The sequence below is a fragment of the Kribbella sp. NPDC031520 genome (assembly GCF_055580825.1).
The window spans coordinates 251,560-270,257 of sequence record NZ_JBVIKS010000006.1 but is presented as its reverse complement, the minus strand read 5'-3'; the positions used below and the strand labels follow the sequence as shown (position 1 = coordinate 270,257).

Annotated in this window: 18 protein-coding genes; 8 read left to right on the top strand and 10 right to left on the bottom strand. The window is 68.1% G+C overall.

Annotated elements, in window-relative coordinates; all coding sequences use genetic code 11:
- Positions 1 to 47 precede the first annotated feature (47 nt).
- The 9 genes from ACZ5BU_RS30225 to ACZ5BU_RS30185 all read right to left on the bottom strand — a co-directional run bounded on the left by ACZ5BU_RS30225 (position 48) and on the right by ACZ5BU_RS30185 (position 8,858).
- Positions 48 to 764, bottom strand: a complete 717-nt coding sequence (locus ACZ5BU_RS30225) for a hypothetical protein (RefSeq protein ID WP_465703832.1) — start codon at positions 762 to 764, stop codon at positions 48 to 50.
- 60 nt (positions 765 to 824) lie between these two features.
- Positions 825 to 1,991: a rod shape-determining protein RodA gene (gene rodA, locus ACZ5BU_RS30220; protein ID WP_465703831.1), complete on the bottom strand. Its 1,167-nt coding sequence runs from the start codon at positions 1,989 to 1,991 to the stop codon at positions 825 to 827.
- A 10-nt stretch (positions 1,992 to 2,001) separates the two neighbouring features.
- Positions 2,002 to 4,053, bottom strand: a complete 2,052-nt coding sequence (gene mrdA / locus ACZ5BU_RS30215) for a penicillin-binding protein 2 (protein WP_465703830.1) — start codon at positions 4,051 to 4,053, stop codon at positions 2,002 to 2,004.
- Positions 4,050 to 4,586, bottom strand: coding sequence for a rod shape-determining protein MreD (mreD, locus tag ACZ5BU_RS30210; protein WP_465703829.1), 537 nt, complete (start codon positions 4,584 to 4,586; stop codon positions 4,050 to 4,052). Before mreD ends, mrdA begins: the two co-directional genes overlap by 4 nt.
- A gap of 2 nt (positions 4,587 to 4,588) precedes the next feature.
- Entirely contained in the window at positions 4,589 to 5,443 is an 855-nt protein-coding gene (mreC, locus tag ACZ5BU_RS30205; protein WP_465703828.1) for a rod shape-determining protein MreC, read from the bottom strand.
- 114 nt (positions 5,444 to 5,557) lie between these two features.
- Complete coding sequence (gene mreB, locus ACZ5BU_RS30200; protein WP_425554054.1) at positions 5,558 to 6,586, bottom strand: rod shape-determining protein; 1,029 nt, start codon at positions 6,584 to 6,586, stop codon at positions 5,558 to 5,560.
- Between the two features lie 137 nt (positions 6,587 to 6,723).
- Positions 6,724 to 7,134, bottom strand: coding sequence for a nucleoside-diphosphate kinase (gene ndk, locus ACZ5BU_RS30195; RefSeq protein WP_465703827.1), 411 nt, complete (start codon positions 7,132 to 7,134; stop codon positions 6,724 to 6,726).
- 3 nt (positions 7,135 to 7,137) lie between these two features.
- Positions 7,138 to 7,500, bottom strand: coding sequence for a DUF4233 domain-containing protein (locus tag ACZ5BU_RS30190; protein WP_465703826.1), 363 nt, complete (start codon positions 7,498 to 7,500; stop codon positions 7,138 to 7,140).
- The gene (locus ACZ5BU_RS30185) at positions 7,497 to 8,858 is read right to left on the bottom strand and encodes a bifunctional folylpolyglutamate synthase/dihydrofolate synthase (RefSeq protein WP_465703825.1); all 1,362 of its coding nucleotides are present in this window, start codon (positions 8,856 to 8,858) and stop codon (positions 7,497 to 7,499) included. Before ACZ5BU_RS30185 ends, ACZ5BU_RS30190 begins: the two co-directional genes overlap by 4 nt.
- A gap of 74 nt (positions 8,859 to 8,932) precedes the next feature.
- Here ACZ5BU_RS30185 and valS point away from each other — a divergent pair, with 74 nt between their 5' ends.
- The gene (gene valS / locus ACZ5BU_RS30180; protein WP_465703824.1) at positions 8,933 to 11,473 is read left to right on the top strand and encodes a valine--tRNA ligase; all 2,541 of its coding nucleotides are present in this window, start codon (positions 8,933 to 8,935) and stop codon (positions 11,471 to 11,473) included.
- 141 nt (positions 11,474 to 11,614) lie between these two features.
- Positions 11,615 to 12,193, top strand: a complete 579-nt coding sequence (locus ACZ5BU_RS30175; RefSeq protein ID WP_465703823.1) for a hypothetical protein — start codon at positions 11,615 to 11,617, stop codon at positions 12,191 to 12,193.
- A gap of 75 nt (positions 12,194 to 12,268) precedes the next feature.
- On the opposite strand, the gene ACZ5BU_RS30170 is transcribed toward ACZ5BU_RS30175, so the two are convergent.
- Entirely contained in the window at positions 12,269 to 13,195 is a 927-nt protein-coding gene (locus ACZ5BU_RS30170; protein ID WP_465703822.1) for an AEC family transporter, read from the bottom strand.
- Positions 13,196 to 13,334: 139 nt separating this feature from the next.
- Here ACZ5BU_RS30170 and ACZ5BU_RS30165 point away from each other — a divergent pair, with 139 nt between their 5' ends.
- The 6 genes from ACZ5BU_RS30165 (at position 13,335) to ACZ5BU_RS30140 (ending at position 18,698) form a co-directional block, all read left to right on the top strand.
- Positions 13,335 to 13,796 (top strand): nitroreductase family deazaflavin-dependent oxidoreductase, encoded by a 462-nt coding sequence (locus ACZ5BU_RS30165; protein WP_465703821.1) that lies wholly within the window; start codon positions 13,335 to 13,337, stop codon positions 13,794 to 13,796.
- 29 nt (positions 13,797 to 13,825) lie between these two features.
- Positions 13,826 to 14,365, top strand: coding sequence for a YbhB/YbcL family Raf kinase inhibitor-like protein (locus ACZ5BU_RS30160; protein ID WP_465703820.1), 540 nt, complete (start codon positions 13,826 to 13,828; stop codon positions 14,363 to 14,365).
- A 78-nt stretch (positions 14,366 to 14,443) separates the two neighbouring features.
- On the top strand, positions 14,444 to 15,460 hold the full coding sequence (locus ACZ5BU_RS30155; RefSeq protein ID WP_465703819.1) for a LacI family DNA-binding transcriptional regulator: 1,017 nt from the start codon (positions 14,444 to 14,446) through the stop codon (positions 15,458 to 15,460).
- Positions 15,461 to 15,538: 78 nt separating this feature from the next.
- Positions 15,539 to 16,912, top strand: coding sequence for an extracellular solute-binding protein (locus tag ACZ5BU_RS30150; RefSeq protein WP_465703818.1), 1,374 nt, complete (start codon positions 15,539 to 15,541; stop codon positions 16,910 to 16,912).
- On the top strand, positions 16,909 to 17,850 hold the full coding sequence (locus ACZ5BU_RS30145; RefSeq protein WP_465703817.1) for a carbohydrate ABC transporter permease: 942 nt from the start codon (positions 16,909 to 16,911) through the stop codon (positions 17,848 to 17,850). Before ACZ5BU_RS30150 ends, ACZ5BU_RS30145 begins: the two co-directional genes overlap by 4 nt.
- Positions 17,847 to 18,698 (top strand): carbohydrate ABC transporter permease, encoded by an 852-nt coding sequence (locus tag ACZ5BU_RS30140; protein WP_465703816.1) that lies wholly within the window; start codon positions 17,847 to 17,849, stop codon positions 18,696 to 18,698. Before ACZ5BU_RS30145 ends, ACZ5BU_RS30140 begins: the two co-directional genes overlap by 4 nt.

Genomic DNA, 18,698 nt, shown 5'->3' with positions numbered 1-18,698 from the left:
GACGGAGCGCGGCTACAGCGGCGTGACAAAGCCTGGTGTGACGTGGGTCACGAGACTTTCAGCGTCTGGCGGGCCTTGGTGACGGCGGCTTCGGTTGCCGGGTCCAGTTCACCGCCCTGGCCGGCGAGGACGCCGACCGACAGGATCACGTCGCCGACACCGGTGACGAGGGCGGCGTACTCGAGACCGCGCTTCGGGCCGCTGGTGCCGGTGAGCCGGAACGCGAAGGGCTTGGTGCCGTACGCCGGGGCGGTGATCTTCTCGACCTTCATCGAGGTGTTGCCGGAGCCCTCGGTCTTCAGCGTCACCTTGGTGCAGGAGTCGACGGCCTTCGCGTACGAGTCGCGGAGGTCGTTCACCTCGGTGGCGGTGCCCATGGAGTCAAGCCCGTAGTCGATGTACGGGCCTTCCTGGCCGCCGGTGAACGTGCGGGACACGCTGGCCTTCGAGCCCGGCGCCTTGGTGGCGTTCAGGTATTTGACCAGTGTCTTGCAGCGGCTGGTCGGCGCGGAGAACGGCTTCGAGCCGTCGTCCTCGTCGTGGTCGATCGAGAATCCGCTCGGTACGTCGGCGAGCTCGAGCAGCGCACCGGTCAGCTCCGCGGTCGTGCGGGTTACCGGCGCAGCGGGCGCGTCGCTGACCGTCGTACTCGGAGTCGAACTCGGGGTCGTCGAGGGCGGTGGCGCCGCGTCCTTCTTCTCCTCCCCACCACAGGCGGTCAGAGACAGCGCGAGGGCAGCGGAGAGCACGATGTACCGGTTCATGGGCCTTCCAGGGCTCTGGGCAGGGGCCTGCAGCGTATCTGACGGGTCAGGTCTGGCCGGTCAGTAGCTGTGCGAGCGGAGGTGGATGTTCTGCAGCAGGCCGACGGCGAGCAGGCAGGCGAACATCGACGAACCGCCGTACGACACAAAGGGCAGCGGTAGACCGGTGACCGGCATGATCCCGAGCGTCATGCCGACGTTCTCGAACGTCTGGAACGCGAACCAGCAGACGATCCCGGTCGCGACCAACCGGCCGAACGCGTCCCGCGCGTTGATCGCGATCCGCAGCCCGCGGAACAGGATGATCGCGAACAGCACGATGATCGCGCCCGCACCGATCAGCCCGAGCTCCTCCCCCGCGACCGTGAACACGAAGTCCGTGTGCTGCTCGGGGACGAAACCGTTCTGCGTCTGGCCGCCGTGGAACAGGCCCTGCCCGAAGATCCCGCCGTTGCCGATCGCGATCCGCGCCTGGTTCACGTTGTATCCGATCCCCTGCGGATCCGACGACGGGTGCATGAACGCGGTGAAGCGATCGATCTGGTAGCGCTTCAGGATGTGCGTACTGATCGCCATCGCCGCGACCACGACGCCCGCGGTGAGCAGCCCGAGCATCCAGCGTTTCGGTACGCCGGACACCGCGATGATCCCGAACACGATCGACCCGAGCACCATCACGGTGCCGAGGTCGGGCTGCAGCATCACCAGGATCACCGGTACGGCGGCGACCGCGACCGCCTGCGCGACGTCGAGCGTCCGGGCGTCCTCGTTCCGGTCGGTCTCGCTCTTCTCCGCGATCAGCAGCGCCATGCCGACGATCACCGCGAGCTTGGCGAACTCACTCGGCTGGATCGACATGAACGGCAGCTGGATCCACGACCGCGATCCGTTGATGGTCGAGCCGACGCCGGGCACCAGGACCAGGATCAGCCCGACGATCGAACCGGCATACAGCACCGGGGCGAGGATCCGGACCCGGCGGTGGTCGGTGATCGCGGCGCCGACCGCGAGCACCAGGCCGATCGCGAAGTTCAGCGCGTGCCGGACCAGGAACGCGTCCGGATTGCCGCCGGTCAGCGACGTCTTGTTGTGGGTCGCGGACCAGATCAGCATCGCGCCGAGGAACGACAGCGCGACCACGCAGAACACGAGCACCCAGTCGACCTGCCACACCGTCGAGCGCCGGTCCATCCGCGGCCGCGTCCGGATCGGGGTCAGCAGTGCCATGCCCGCCACCTCATTGCTTCGGTGCCTTACCGGCCGGCGGCGCAGGCTTGATGTTGTACAAGGTCTCGTAGATCTTGCGGACCGCGTCACCACCGGCACCCGAACCGGTACCGGCCTGGCTGATCATCATCACCACGGCGTACCGATCGGTGTACGACGCGAGCCACGACGTGGTCTGCTTGCCGTAGACCTCGGCCGTACCGGTCTTGGCGCGGACCGGGATCTTGTCCAGCGGGAACCCCTGGAACTTCCACGCCGCCGTACCGGAGATGGTGGTCTGCTTCAGCGCGTTGTCGATGTACTTCAGGTTGCCCGCCGAGACCGGGAGCTTCGCCTTCACGACCGGCTTGATCTCGTGGGCCTTGCCGTTCGCGCCGATCCAGGACTGGACGACGCGCGGCTCGTACAGCGTGCCGCCGTTCGAGAGAGCGGCGTACACGGTCGCCAACTGCAGCGGGGTGAGTGTGGTGTCGCCCTGGCCGATCGCGAAGTTCACCGCGTCACCGGCGCGGTACTTGTACCCGTCGACGCAGAACTCGCGGGAGAACTGCTTCAGAAAGGCCGACGTCCCGGCGGGCGGGTTGGCGGCGATCTTGCAGTAGTAGTCCTTCATCGAGTCGTAGTACGTCTTCTTCCACTTGCGGTCGGCGATCCGGCCGCTCGCCTCGCCGGGCAGGTCGACACCGGTCGGCTTGCCGAGGCCGAACTTCTGCGCCATCTCGACCAGCGGGTCGTGGGTGGTGACGTCGCTGGAGTTGCCGCCCTCCTTGAGCCAGAGCGCGTACGCGATCCGGTAGAAGAACGTGTCGCAGGACAGCGACAGCGCCCGGTCGAAACCGATCATCCCGTACGACGCGGACTCGTAGTTCTTGAACCGGCGGTTGCCGACCTCGAAGTACGACGAGCAGTCGAGCCGCGTCTTCGAGCTGTACCCGGCGCCGAGCGCGGCCGATGTGGTGATCGGCTTGAACGTCGACCCCGGCGCCAGCTGGGCCTGCACTGCCCGCGACACCAGCGGCGTCCCGGACTTGGCCGAGTACAACGCGTCGAGCTCGCGCTGGCTGATCCCGCCGACCCAGACACCCGGGTCGTACGTCGGGTAGCTCGCCATCGACACGACCCGCCCGGTCCTGGTGTCCAGCACGATCGCGGCGCCGGAGTCGGCGACGAACTTCTTGTGGCTGACCGGGTCGGTCTGCTTGCGCGCGGTCATGATCGCGTTCTTCAGCTGGGCCTCGACGGCCGCCTGGATCCGCGCGTCGATGGTGGTGACCAGCGTGGCGCCCGGGATCGGCGCGGTCTGCTTCTGGATGCCGGTGGTGTACCCGACGGCGTCGACGATGACGTCTTTCTCGCCAGGCGTCCCGCGCAGGAGTTTGTCGTACGAGCGCTCGACGCCGGCCCGGCCGACCAGGTCCGACCGGTGCGGGACCGAGTCCTGCCCGGCCTTGTCCATGTCCTCGAGCTCTTCGGTGGTGATCGGCGACAGGTACCCGAGGAGGTGCGCGGCGTTCACCTTGAAGGGCTCCGGATACGCGCGCAGGGTCTGCGAGTCGGCGGAGATCCCGGGGAAGTCCTCGCGGCGTTCCATCACGTCGATCGCGACCTGCTCGCTGACGTCCTTCGCGACCGGGATCGGCTGGTACGGCGTACCGTTCCAGCAGGCGGGTGGTTTGGACGCGCCGGGCTCGCCGCACAGCATCGTGCGGGCCTTCAGGTCCTTCGGCGTCTGGCCGAGGACCTTCGCGAGCCGGGCGATGACGACGTTCTGCTGGCTCTCGGGGAGCTTGGCGAGCACGGAACGGTCGACCGTGATCATCAGCGAGACCCGGTTGCCGACGAGCGTGCGGCCCTGCGAGTCGACGATCGTGCCGCGCGGTGCGGGAATCAGGACCTGGCGGATGTGTTGCTGGTTCGCGGCCTGGGAGTAGTCGGCGCTCGACATCACCTGCATGTACCAGAGCCGGCCGAACAGCGTGCACAGCAAGGAGAAAACCAGCACCCCGATCACGAACAACCGCAGTCGCGCCTTGAGTGGCGCCTCGAACCCGTCCCAACTCATGGGGTGACCCGGCGGCGTTCGCGGGCCGGTTTGACGCGGCCCAGGATCCACATGACCAGCGGGATCACCACGATCGCGCCGACCACGTCGTACCCGGCGGAGATGCCGAGGCGGACGCCGAACTCGCCCCAGTCGACCGAAGGGTCGTGCAGCAACGAGCCGGTCGCGGAGTACAGGAAGAAGGAGATCGCGGTCGCCAGGACGACCGTCAGCGCGACGCCGAGCGGTCCGACCGGCGCGGTCGAGGTGCGCTCGCGGCGGATCAGGCCCGCGACATACCCCGCGACGGCCATCGACAGTGCCCACCGCCCGGCCGTGTGATCAGCAGGCGGTACGACGTCCATCAGCAGACCGCCGGCGAACCCGGCGATCGCACCCCACTCCGGGCCGCGGGACAACGCGAGCGCGATCACCACGATCAACGTCAGGTCGCACGTCACGCCGGCGACCGCGATGTGGGTCAGTACGGACGTCTGCAGGGTCACGGCGATCATCAGGAACAGGGCGGCCAACCCGATGCGCAATGCGATCAACGTCAGTTCCCCTTCCCGGTGATCTGCTGGCGCGGCGGACGGGCAGGCGGCCCGGTCACCACGCCGACGGTGTCGATCCGGGTCGGATCGACGTACGGCTTGATGGTTGCGGTGGATCCGAGGGCGCCCTCGTTCGGCGTCACCGAGGTGACGACGCCGATCGGGACACCCGGTACATACGGGGCGTTGTTGCTCGAGCCCCAGGTGACGATCTTGTCGCCGACCTTCGGCCGGGCCTTCGGGTCGACGAGTTTGTAGTCGAGGGTGCCGGCCACGTCGCCACGTCCGGAGACGAAACCCAGCGCCATCGTCGAGTTCAGCCGGCCGCCGACGGTCGAGTTGCGGTCGCCGATCAGCAGCACGGTCGCGGTCCCCTGGGTGGCTCGCACCACCCGGCCGACCAGACCGATCCCGTTCAGCACCGTCATGTCCGGACGCACCCCGTCCGCCGTCCCGGCGTCGATCGTCACCGTGTGGCTGAACGTCTGCGCGCTGCCGATGCCGATCACCCGGGCCGGCGTCATCGTGTACGCCGGCGCGACCTTGAGCAGCTGGTCCAGCTCCTGCGCCCGGTTGCGGGCGTAGTCGGTGGTGTTCAGCTCCCGGGTCAGGTCCTCGTTGGCCTTCTTCAGTTTTTCGTTCTCTGCTTTCAACCTATCCATTTCCGCGAATCGGTCGCGGAGGTTGTCCACAGGCTGCCGGGCCGACGTCGCGGTCGACTCGAGCGGACCGAAGACGGCGGCCGCGCCCTCGCGCAACGGCTCGACCGGCGAGCCCGCCGAACGCCGCGCATCCAGCACGATCAACGTGAAACAGGCCAGGATCACCAGCGCCAGCACGGATCGGCGGCGGCGCACGTCCCGCGGCGTACCGGCCGATCGCAGCGGTGTCTCACCCGCCGAACGGAAAGCACTCCGGGGGGAAGTGCTCTTGGACGGGCCACCGAGGTCTTTGAGCATTCGGTCGGTACCTCAGCGCCGGTTGTCGGTGACCAGGATGCGGTTGAGGGTCTCGATGTTGTCCACGCACTTGCCGGCCCCGAGCACGACGGCGTCCAGCGGGTTCTCGGCGACGTGGATCGGGATGCCGGTCTCGTGCCGGAGCCGCTCGTCCATCCCCTTCAGCAGCGCACCACCGCCGGTCAGCACGATGCCGCGGTCGACGATGTCGCCGGCCAGCTCCGGCGGGGTCTTGTCCAGCGTCGCCTTGACCGCGTCGACGATCGCGGTGATCGGCTCCTCGATCGCCTGGCGCATGTCCGCCGAGGACACCTTCACGGTGCGCGGCAGGCCGGAGACCATGTCCCGGCCGCGGATCTCGCTGTCCGGGCCGTCGGTGGTCGGGAACGCCGACCCGATGGTCATCTTGATCTGCTCCGAGGTGGCCTCGCCGAGCAGCAGCGAGAACTCCTTCTTGCAGTAGTTCACGATCGCCTTGTCGATGGCGTCACCGGCCACCCGGATCGACTGGCTGGTGACGATGCCGCCGAACGAGATGACCGCGACCTCGGTGGTCCCGCCGCCGATGTCGACGACCATGTTGCCGGTGGCGTCGCGGACCTCGAGGTTCGAACCGAGCGCGGCGGCCATCGGCTCCTCGATGATGTACACCTTGCGGGCGCCGGCCATGTACCCGGCGTCGCGGACCGCGCGCTGCTCCACAGCGGTGATCCCGGACGGTACGCAGACCACGATCCGGGGCTTGGCGAAATACCGCCGGCGGTGGACGCGCTGGATGAAGTACCGCAGCATCTGCTCGGCGGCGTCGAAGTCGGCGATCACGCCGTCCTTCAACGGCCGGATCGCGGTGATGTTGCCGGGCGTCCGGCCGATCATCTTCTTCGCCTCGTGCCCGAACGCGACCGCTTCCTGCGGTTCGTCCGTCCGGGTCGCGACCACGGACGGCTCGTTCAGCACGACGCCCCGGCCACGTACGTACACCAGGGTGTTCGCCGTACCGAGATCGACCGCCATGTCACGGCCGAGCATGCTGTTCGCCACCGCGGCACCTCCCACTCGGTCCCCGACCAGGCTAAACGCTGCTGCACCTCGCCCGTGGACCGACACGAACCGTCCGCCCAGGCACGTATCGTATCGGTCTCTTCACCAGCAGTCGGCAGTGGCCTTCCGGCCGGGGGTCACGGGAGGTCGGGGAACCAGATCTTGATCTCGCGGGACGCCGACTCCGCGGAGTCCGAGCCGTGCACGAGGTTCTCCCGGTTGGACAGCGACAGGTCGCCGCGGATCGTGCCGGGGGCGGCCTTGCGGCCGTCGGTGGCGCCGTTCAGGGCCCGGACGACCTCGATCGCCTCGTCGCCCTCGAGCACCAGCGCGACCAGCGGGCCGCTGGTGACGAAGTCCCGCAGCGGCGGGTAGAAGGCCTTGTCGACGTGTTCGGCGTAGTGCTGGTCGGCCGTCTCACCGTCGATCGTGCGCAGGTCCATGGCGACGATCGTGAGGCCCTTGGCCTCGAACCGGCCCAGCACCTCGCCGACCAGGCCGCGGCGGACCGTGTCGGGCTTCAGCAGGACCAGGGTTCGCTGCGACATCTGTCAACTCTCTCTCGAAGTAGTCGGGGCGGCAGAGCCTAACTGCTCATGCGTCTTCTTCGCTTCCTCGATGCGGCGGCCGAGGACGATCGCGGCGACCCAGAAGGCGGCGAAGGCGAGACCGAGGACGAACATCACGGGTACGACGAAGCCGAGGCCGACGGCGCCGACCTGGACGAGCGAGCCGAGCACGTACCCGGCCTGGAACCGGAGCAGCCCGGCCGAGAGCAGCGCCAGTACGAAAAGACCGAGGCAGGTCGGAACGGCCACCGCGGGGCGGACGTTCGCGATCGAGATCATCACCGGCGTGACGAGGGCGAGTACGACGGACTCGAACGCGAGCACGATCGAGGCGAGCGACCTCACTGCTTCGCGTCCTTCGGTTTGCGGACCAGCAACGCCCGCGCCTCGCCGGCCGTGATGACCGAGCCGGTGACCAGTACGCCGCCACTGCCCAGCGCGACCGCGCCTTCCTCGGCGAGCCGGATCGCGTCGTCGATCGCGTCGATCAGGTGCGGGCGGACCAGCACCCGCTCCTCACCGAACACCTCCGCGGCCAGTTCGCCCAGCTCCTCGGCCGGCATCGAGCGCTCGACGAAGCTGTTCCGGGTGCAGACCACGGTCTCCATGATCGGCTCGTACGCCTCGAGGACGCCGTACACGTCCTTGTCCTTCATACAGCCGAGGACGCCGATCAGCGGCTGGAACTGGAACGCCTCCGACACCGCGGCCGCGGTCGCCTCCGCGCCGTGCGGGTTGTGCGCGGCGTCCACGACGATCGTCGGGCTCTGCCGCACGACCTCCATGCGTCCCGGGCTGGTGACCTGCTCGAAGCCCGCCTGCAGCAGCTCGGTCGTGACCCGGCCGTCGGTCTCGGGGCTCGCACCGAGCAGCGCCTCGACGGCCGCAACCGCGACCGCGGCGTTGTGCGCCTGGTATTCGCCGTGCAGCGGGACAAAGAGTTCGTCGTACTCGGCTCCGAGGCCCTTGACCGACACGACCTGGCCGCCGACGGCGAGCGTACGGCTGACAACGCCGAACTCGATACCCTCGCGGGCGACCTGGGCGCCGACCTCGGCGGCCTTACGGAGCAGTACCTCGAAGACGTCGAGGCTCTGCTGGGCCATCACGACCGTACCGCCGGGCTTGATGATGCCGGACTTCTCGCCTGCGATCGTGACCGGGTCCGCGCCCAGCAGGTGGGTGTGGTCGACCGCGACCGGCGTGATCACCGAGACCGTGCCGTCGGCGACGTTGGTGGCGTCCCAGGTACCGCCGAGGCCGACCTCGATCACCGCGACGTCGACCGGGGCGTCGGCGAAGATCGCGAACGCCATCCCGACGATCGCCTCGAAGAACGTCAGCGGGTGTTCCTGCTCGGCGTCGACGACGTCCAGGTACGGCGCGATCTCCTCGTACGCCTCGACGAAGCGCTGCTCGCTGACGGGCTCGCCGTCCAGCGTGATCCGCTCCCGGACCGACTCCAGGTGCGGGCTGGTGAACCGGCCGGTCCGCAGGCCGGCCTCGCGCAGCAGGGTGTCGATCATCCGCGCCGTCGACGTCTTGCCGTTGGTCCCGGTCAGATGCACCACCGGGTAGGCCTTCTGGGGGTCACCGAGCAGCTCGACGAGCCGCCGGACGCGCTCCAGGGTGGGCTCGATCTTGTGCTCCGGCCAGCGCTGCTGGAGCCGTGCCGATACCTCGGCGAAGGAGAGGTCACTCATCAGGACGCCCAGTCTAGGAGGGGGGTGTGGATAACCGGTCGGAGCACCCCTTGACAACCACTAACATTGTGCGCATGAGCCAGACGTCCCGTGTTCCAGACAAGCCCACCCTCGACGGACTCGAGGAGAAGTGGGCTGCGGTATGGAAGGAGCAGCAGACCTACGCCTTCGACCGCACCGCCGAGCGTGCCGATGTGTATTCCATCGACACGCCGCCGCCGACGGTCTCCGGGTCGCTGCACGTCGGGCACATCTTCAGCTACACCCACACCGACCTCGTCGCGCGGTATCAGCGGATGCGCGGCAAGAAGGTCTTCTACCCGATCGGCTGGGACGACAACGGCCTGCCGACCGAGCGCCGGGTGCAGAACTACTACGGCGTCAAGTGCGACCCGTCGCTGCCCTACGACCCGGACTTCACCCCGCCGGAGAAGCCGGATCCGAAGAAGCAGGTCCCGATCTCCCGGCAGAACTTCGTCGATCTCTGCGGTGAGCTCACGCACATCGACGAGCAGGCGTTCGAACACATGTGGCGGCAGGTCGGCCTGAGCGTCGACTGGTCGTACCTCTATACGACGATCTCCGAGGACTCCCGGCGTACGTCGCAGCGCGCCTTCCTGCGGAACTTCGCCCGCGGCGAGGCGTACCTGTCCGAGGCTCCGACGGTCTGGGACGTCACGTTCCAGACCGCGGTCGCGCAGGCCGAGATGGAGGCCCGGCCGTATCCGGGCGCCTACCACCGGGTCGCGTTCCACGGCGCCGACGGGCCGGTCTACATCGAGACGACCCGCCCGGAGCTGATCCCGGCGTGCGTCGCGCTGATCGCACACCCCGACGACGACCGGTACAAGCACCTGTTCGGGACGTCGGTGAAGTCGCCGCTGTTCGGCGTCGAGGTCCCGGTCCTTGCGCACCCGGCCGCCGAGATGGACAAGGGCGCCGGGATCGCGATGTGCTGCACGTTCGGCGACCAGACCGACATCCAGTGGTGGCGCGAGCTGCAACTCCCGGTCCGTACGGTCATCGGCCGCGACGGCCGGCTGCTCCGCGAGACCCCGGCGTGGCTCGAGGGTTCAGAGCTCTACGCCGAGCTGGCCGGCAAGACCGTCTTCAGCGCGCGCGAGCTGGTCGTCCAGAAGCTGCGCGAGAGCGGCGAGCTGGACGGCGAGCCGAAGAAGACCGAGCGGATGGCGAACTTCTACGAGAACGGCGACAAGCCGCTCGAGATCGTCTCCACCCGGCAGTGGTACATCACCAACGGCGGCCGGGACGCGGCGCTCAAGCAGGAGTTCATCGAGCGCGGCAACGAGCTCGCCTGGGTCCCCGAACACATGCGGCACCGCTACCTGAACTGGGTCGAGGGGCTGAACGGCGACTGGCTGATCTCCCGCCAGCGGTACTTCGGCGTCCCGTTCCCGGTCTGGTATCCGCTGGACCAGGACGGCGAACCGGACTACGAGCACCCGCTGATGCCGTCCGAGGCCGAGCTGCCGATCGACCCGACCTCGCAGGCGCCGCGTGGGTACGACGAGTCCCAGCGCGGCAAGCCGGGCGGGTTCGAGGCCGACCCGGACGTGATGGACACCTGGGCGACGTCGTCGCTGACGCCGCACATCGTCTGCGGGTGGGAGCGGGACGACGACCTGTTCCGCCGGACCTTCCCGATGGACCTGAACACGCACGCGCACGAGATCATCCGGACTTGGCTGTTCTCCCGCGTCGTCCGCGCGCACTTCGAGAACGGCACGCTGCCGTGGGCGCGGTCGATGATCTCCGGGTTCGTCGTCGACCCGGACCGCAAGAAGATGTCCAAGTCCAAGGGCAACGCGGTCGTCCCGTCGGAGATCCTGGAGAAGTTCGGCTCCGACGCGGTCCGCTGGCGCGCGGCGATGGCGCGGCCCGGGCTGGACTCGCCGTTCGACGAGTCGCAGATGAAGGTCGGGCGGCGGCTCGCGATCAAGGTGCTGAACGCGTCGAAGTTCGTGCTCGGGTTCGGGGCGACGACGGTGGACGCGTCCGCGGTCACCGAGCCGGTCGACCTGGCGATGCTGCAGAGGTTGCGGTCCGTCGTCACGGACGCGACCGCAGCCCTCGACCGGTACGACTACACCGGTGCGCTGGAGACGAGCGAGCGGTTCTTCTGGACGTTCTGCGACGACTACGTCGAGCTCGTGAAGGAGCGCGCGTACGGCGGTCAGGGCGACGCTGCGGCTGCCTCCGCGAAGGCCGCGCTGGCGGTGGCGTTGTCGGTGCAGCTGCGGTTGCTCGCGCCGTACCTGCCGTTCGCGACCGAAGAGGTCTGGTCGTGGTGGCAGGAGGGTTCGATCCACCTGTCGTCGTGGCCGACGCCGGAGGATGACCTCGCGGTGGCCGAGCAGCCGGCCGAGGTCCTGGACGCTGTGTCCGAGGTGCTCGCGGGGATCCGCGGTGCGAAGTCCGAGGCGCAGGTGTCGATGAAGACCGAGGTCTCGAAGGTCGAGGTGACCGGGCCCGCCGCGCGCCTCTCGCTGGCCGAACGCGCCGAGCCGGACCTGCGCGCCGCCGGCCGGATCACCGGCGAGATCGTCTGGCACGCGGACGACTCCGACACGGTCAAGGTCGTCGCCACCCTCTGAGCAGCCACCACCCGGTGCCCGTCTCCCCTCCCGGGAGGCGGGCACCTGCGCGTACCCTGCGCGACCGGTTTGTCCTGATGTGGAACGATCAGGACGACCCCCCGCCGCACCCCGCGACCCGAACGTCCGAGGAGCCCCCCGATGACCGACCCCACCACCCCACCGGCCCCGAAGGACCCGCCCACCCCAGCCGGCAGGCGGCGGTCTCGGGCGCCTTGGGTGACTGTGGGTGGGGCTCTGCTGGTGTTGGTGGTGCTGGCGGTGGTCGGGTATGCGTGGGGCCTGGGACCGCTGAGCCGGCTGAATGCCGAGCGGGCGATCACGCCGCCGGCCAAGCTCGCCGGACTCGACCGGATCACCGATCCGGAGATCCGCGGCCGTGCGCAGCTCGACCAGACGCGGGACGCGCTGAGCCGGATCAACGACGGCAAGAAGGTGATGGTCGAGGCGTACGGCAGCCTCGACGGCGACCGGTTCTACGTACTGATCGCGCTCCGCGGCCGCGTCGACATCGACAAGGTGATCGCCGACTCCGGTGCAAGCGCCGACAAGGTCAAGAAGATCGGCAAGACCACCTGCATCGAATCCGCCGGCAACCTCCCCACCCAGTGCTACCGCGGCTCGAACACCCTCACCGTCATCGCCCAGTCCGCCAACGAAGGCGTCAACGTCGACCAAGTAGCCCCCGTAGCCGAAGAAGCCTTCAAAACCATGAACTAACCCCCGAGAAGACAACCAAATTTGGCACGTTCATTCTTGGGCCCCTCACGGACGGCATTCTTCGCCAGCGCTGAGTCAGGCGAGCAGTCCTGCGATCAGGATCATTACTGGGATGGACAGGAGGGTGCTGAGGAGGACTGCGCTGCGGGCGAGGGTTCGGCTGGCTCGGTAGTGGACGGCGTAGACGTAGACGTTCTGCGCGGTGGGTAAGGCGGCCAGGAGGGTTGGGGCCAGTAGGGCGGGGCCGTGGAGGTCCAGGAGCCAGCGGGCGACCGTGTAGGCGACGAGGGGTTGGGCGAACGTCTTCAGCGCAACGGCCAGTACGACGTCTCGCCGCAGGGTGATCGAGTCCTTGGTGCCGGCGCTCAGGCTCAGGCCGTACGCGACAAGAGCGACCGGTACCGCGGCCGCGGCGATCAGGTCGATCGGGCGCATCACCGGGTCGGGCAAACGCACACCTAGGAGAGAGACGAGCAAGCCCAGCAGGGATGCGACCGTGAGCGGGTTGCGGAGCGGGCGGGTGACGATCGTCTTCAACGAGACCCGGCGGCCGCTCCCCTGCCGGTCGCCGTCCAGTACGGCGAACGCGACCGGCGCCATCACCAGCACCTGGAACAGCACGATCGGCGCGACCAGCGCGCCGTCGCCGAGTACGTAGGCGGCGACCGGTACGCCGAGGTTGCCGGCGTTCACGTACGACGAGGCGAGTACGCCGATCGTCGCCTCGGACCGGGTGCGCCGCCAGATCACGACCGCGACCAGCAGGAACACCACCTGCACCACAAACAGGCTGACCAGGTTGGTGACCAGTACCACCGAGAAGATCGACTTCAGATCAGCCCGCGCGACGGTCGTGAACAGCAGCGCGGGCGTGGCCACGAAGAACGCCAGCCGCGAGAGGACCAGCTCGTCCTGCGAACGGAGTACGCCCAAGAGCCCCACGACGTACCCGAGGACGGCCACTGCGACCAGCGCCGCGAAGGCGCCGATGACGGCCGACATCTCAGGAACTCAAGCGGGTGGACACGCGAAGATGGTACGGGCAAACGCTGTCCCCGGAGCGCGGCTGCTCACTCGCTGGACGGCGATCCTCGACGACCTGCCGTCTACCGAGCCGTAGGTCCCCGGTACCTTCGGATCTATGAGCTTCGACACCCCGGCGGGCACCCACGGGGCCTGGCAGCCCAAAGGACAGCCGCTGCGGTGGATGAACAGTCTGGTCAGGCAGGTGATCCGGCGCACCGGTAGCAGCAAGGTCGTCGGGTTCGACATGCTCGTACTGCGGACGATCGGCCGCAAGTCCGGCGTCGAGCGGCTGACCCCGGTGAGCTGGGTCCCGGCCGCCGACGGCAGCCGGCTGATCATCGCGTCCGCCTGGGGTGGTTCGGGGAACCCCGACTGGTACTACAACTTGGCCGCAAACCCCAGCCGGGTCCGGATCGACGTCGACGGCGAAACCGTGGACGTCCACGCCGAGCAACTGCACGGCACGGACCGCGCCGAGGCATGGCAACAGATCGTCGCGACCGCACCTCGCTTCGCGGGCTACCAGAAGAAGACCGACCGCGAACTCCCAGTCATCCGCCTGGTGGCCCGCAGCTGAGGACGTCGTCCTGGTAGTACGTTGAACGCATGCGGGGACTGCTGTTGTGGGCGGTCGTACTGGTGAGCACGGCTGCATGCAGCGGCGGATCCGGGAAGGAGCCTGCCGTGAACGCACCGGCCAGCATCACCGTCACGAGTACGGCGTTCCGTGAAGGTGAGACGATTCCACGCAAGTACACCTGCGACGGCGACAGCCTGCCACCACCGCTTACCTGGAAGGACGTCCCGGCGAACGCCAGAGCCCTGGCTCTGGTCGTCGACGACCCCGACGCGCCCCACGGCACCTTCACACACTGGATCGTGCTCGACGTGGAACCAGCCCCCGCGACGCTGGCAGAAGGTGGCGTGCTGCCAGGCGTGAAGCAGGCAAAGAACTCAGGCGGCAAAGCCGGGTACTACCCGCCTTGCCCGCCCAGCGGCACGCATCACTACCGCTTCACCGTCTACGCCTTGTCCCAGCCGACTGGGCTCCTGAACGGCGCCGGCCTCGACGAGGCGCTGAAGGCGATCAACGCCAGGACCATCGCACGTGGCCGGCTGACAGCGGTCTACAAACGTCAGATGTGATCCAGGTCACAGCGGATGAGCCATTGACCTTCTGACTACGTAGACACATTCTGACTACGCAGTCAGAACGGAGGACACGTGAGCGAGACCAAACCGAGCAGTACGGATGTCGCACGGCTCGCCGGCGTCTCGCAGAAGACGGTCTCCCGGGTCCTGAACGGCGAGCCGTACGTCAAGGAGGAGGTCCGGCTCCGGGTCCAGGCCGCCGTCCGCGAACTCGGGTACCGCCGCAACGACGCGGCCCGGGCACTCAACTCCGGCAAGACCAGGCGGATCGGCGTGGTCTGTCTCGGTACGGCGCTGTTCGGCCCGTCGACCCAGCTGGTGGCGATCGAACAGACCCTCCGGACGACCGGCTACTCGGTCAGCATCGTGAACACGCTCGAAGGCGACACCATCGCCGACGTGGTCGAGCACCTGCTCGAGCAAGGCGTGGACGGGATCATCCTGTCCGAGCCGATCGACGAGGGCGACGGCGGGCGGATCGACGTCGACGTCCCGGTGCTCAGCTTCGGCCGGTTCCCCGGCCTGAGCGCCAACCCGAGTATCGACACCGGCGGCGACAACCTCGTCGCCGCCCGGACCGCGACCGAGCACCTGCTCGGGCTCGGGCATCGCACCGTCTGGCACGTCGCCGGCCCGCAACGCTGGTGGGCGGCGCGGGACCGGCTGGCCGGCTGGCGGCAGGCCCTGACGGCCGCCGGTGTGCCCGAACCCCCTGTACTTGAAGGCGATTGGCTCCCGGCTTCCGGCTACCAGGCCGGCCGTGAACTGGCCGCCGACCCCGACGTCACCGCGGTCTTCGTCGCCAACGACGACATGGCCATCGGCGTACTGCGGGCACTCACCGAGGCCGGCCGGTCCGTCCCCGGGGACGTCAGTCTGGTCGGCTTCGACGACATCCCGTCGGCGGCCTACCTGACGCCGCCACTCACCACGATCCCGCAGGACTTCGACATCCACGTCGCCCGCGGGATCGCCAACCTGGTTACGGAGATCGAGTCGCCGGCCGGCGGCCGCTCTCCCCTTCCGGAGCGGCCACCGCTCCGGCTCGTCGTTCGTCAGTCGACCGCAGTACCACGTACGGCGCACTGAAACGCCGTACCCCGGTCAGGCACGCCGCTGCGCGGTCCGTGCCTCGGCACCGCCTTGCCCTTCGAGGAGTTGTTCGCAATGTTCCTGAACCGTATCCGCCGGCGCACGTCCGTCGGCACCACACTCGTCCTGGCCGCTGCCCTCGTTCTCGCCGCCTGTGGTGGCGGCGGTGGGTCGGCGTCCGGTGGCGCGAGCGCGGCACAGACCGTCAGCCAGTCCGATATCGACAAGGCGATGTCCACGCCGACCCAGCTCACCTTCTGGACCTGGGTGCCGAACATCCAGAAGGAGGTCGACCTGTTCCAGGCGAAGTACCCGGCGATCAAGGTGAAGGTCGTCAACGCCGGCCAGGGCACCCCGCAGTACACCAAGCTGCGTACGGCGCTGAAGGCCGGCACCGGTTTCCCGGACGCCGTCCAGATCGAGTTCCAGTACATCCCGACGTTCGCGCTGACCAAGAGCCTGATGGACCTGCGTCCGTACGGCGCCGGGGCGCTGAAGGACCAGTTCGTACCGTGGACCTGGCAGCAGGTGGTCGGCTCCGGCGGTCAGGTCTGGGCCGTGCCGCAGGACAGTGGCCCGATGGGGATGCTGTACCGCAAGGACATCTTCGACAAGTACGGCATCGCCGTACCGAAGACGTGGGACGAGTTCGCCGCGGCCGCTCGCAAGCTGCACGCCGCGGACCCGAACGTGTCGATGACAAACCTCGCGCAGAGCCAGGCGGGCGTCTGGTTCGGGCTGTTGTGGCAAGCCGGGGTGAAGCCGTTCGAGACTCCCAGCACCGACTCGGTCAAGATCAACCTGAACGGCGACGGGTCCAAGAAGCTCGCCACGTACTGGGGCGGCTTGGTCAAGGACGGTGTCGTCTCGGCCGATGCCGACTTCAACGACGCGTGGTACCAGGCACTCAACCGGGGCAAGTACGCCACCTGGCTCACCGCCGCCTGGGGACCGGTCTTCCTGGCAGGTAGCGCGAAGGCGACCGCGGGCAAGTGGCGGGCGGCGCCGCTGCCACAGTGGCAAGCCGGCCAGAACGCGTCCGGCAACTGGGGCGGGTCAACGACGGCCGTGGTGCAGGGGACCAAGAACCCGATCGCGGCGGCGAAGCTGGCCGAGTTCATCAACACGGATCCCGCGTCGACCAAGATGTTCGCGACCCAGCAGTTCCTGTTCCCGGTCACGAAGGCCTTGCTGGCCGACAGTTCGTTCGTGGACCAGCCGCTGCCGTTCTACGGCGGCCAGCCGGTGAACAAGATGTTCGCCGGGATCAGCGACACGGTCGACACCAAGTTCCAGTGGCCGCCGTTCCTCGACCAAGCGGTCAACGACTGGAACGAGACCGTCGGCAAGTCGTTCGCCAACAAGAGCGACACCGGCGCCGCGCTCGACCAGTGGCAGGACCGGATCACGAAGTACGCGCAGAACCAGGGCTTCAAGGTCAACCAATGAGTGTCACGACCGATCAGCGGCTCGAGGCTCAGGCCCCGAGCCGTCGGGAGGCCCGTCGGCGGCGGCGTGGTGTCGGCCACGCCTCCACCGGGTACGCCTTCGTTGCGCCCTTCATGCTGGTGTTCGTCGCGATGCTGGTTCTTCCACTGGCGTACGCGGCGTACCTCAGCCTGTTCCAGGAGCGGTTGATCGGCGGTACGGTCTTCGCCGGGCTGGGCAACTACACCCGTGCGCTGACCGATCCGCGGCTGCTCGACGGGGTCGGCCGGGTCGCCTTGTTCTTCCTCATCCAGGTGCCGGTCATGCTCGTGGTGGCGTTGGTGGCTGCGCTGGCGATCGACAGCGGCCTGTTGCGCGCTGCCAAGGCGTTCCGGCTGGGCATCTTCCTGCCGTACGCCGTACCGAGTGTCGTTGCCGCGCTGATGTGGGGCTATCTGTACGGGCGTGATTTCGGGCCGTTCTCGCAGCTGGCCGGCGATCTCGGTCTGCCCGCACCGAAGTTCCTCACCTCCGGCTGGATGCTCGGGTCGCTGGCGAACATCGTCACCTGGGAGTTCACCGGCTACAACATGATCATCCTGTACGCCGCTCTGCGCGCCGTCCCGCACGACCTGTACGAAGCGGCCGCGGTCGACGGCGCGGGTGCGATCCGGACCGCGTGGAGCATCAAGATCCCGGCCCTGCGACCGGCGCTGGTGGTGTGCGTGATCTTCTCGGTCATCGGCAGCTTCCAGCTGTTCAACGAACCACAGCTGATGCAACGGCTGGCGCCGAGCGTGATCGACAGCGGCTACACCCCGAACCTGTACGCGTATTCGCTCGCGTTCACCGGCCAGGAGGTGAACTACGCCGCGGCCGTCTCGTTCCTCCTCGGCGCGGTCATCGTCGTCGCGTCGTACGCCGTCCTGTTCGTCACCGCGAGAAGGAGCCGGTCATGACGGGTCGTCGCAGCAACGTTCTGACCGTGTGCATGGTCGTGCTGGTGGTCTACTTCTTGCTGCCGTTGTTCTGGTTGTTCATCGCGTCGACCAAGAACGTCGGGGATCTGTTCTCGAGTTTCGGGCTGTGGTTCGCGCACGACTTCTCGTTCTTCTCCAACGTCCATGACACCCTGACGAACAACGGCGGCGTGTTCGCGCGCTGGATGGGCAACACGGTCTTCTACGCAGTGGTCAGTGCCGGCGGGGCGGCGTTCCTGTGCGCGCTCGGCGGCTACGGCTTCGCGAAGTACCGGTTCCGCGGCAACTCGGCGATGTTCGGGATGGTGCTCGGCGCGATCATGGTGCCGACCACGGCCCTCGCGATCCCGACGTACCTGCTGTTCAGCAAGGCGGGTCTGGTGAACACGCCGCTGGCGATCATCCTGCCGTCGCTGGTCAGCCCGTTCGGCCTGTACCTGATGCGGATCTACGCGCAGGACGCGGTACCGGACGGGATCATCGAGGCGGCCAGGATCGACGGGGCGAGCGAGTTCCGGATCTTCTTCCAGGTGGCGCTGCGGCTACTTGCCCCGGGCATCGTCACCGTGGTCCTGTTCACCCTGGTCGCAACCTGGAACAACTACTTCCTGCCGTTGATCATGTTGAACAACCCCGACCTGTACCCGGTCACCTTGGGGTTGGCGCAGTGGTCGTCGCAGGCAAGCGCCGGCGGCGGTACGACGGGCGCCGTCCTGTCCCTGGTGATCACCGGTTCCTTCCTGTCCGTCATCCCACTGATCGCGGCGTTCCTGTTGCTGCAGCGGTACTGGCAGTCCGGGCTGGCCGCCGGCGGTGTCAAGGCCTGA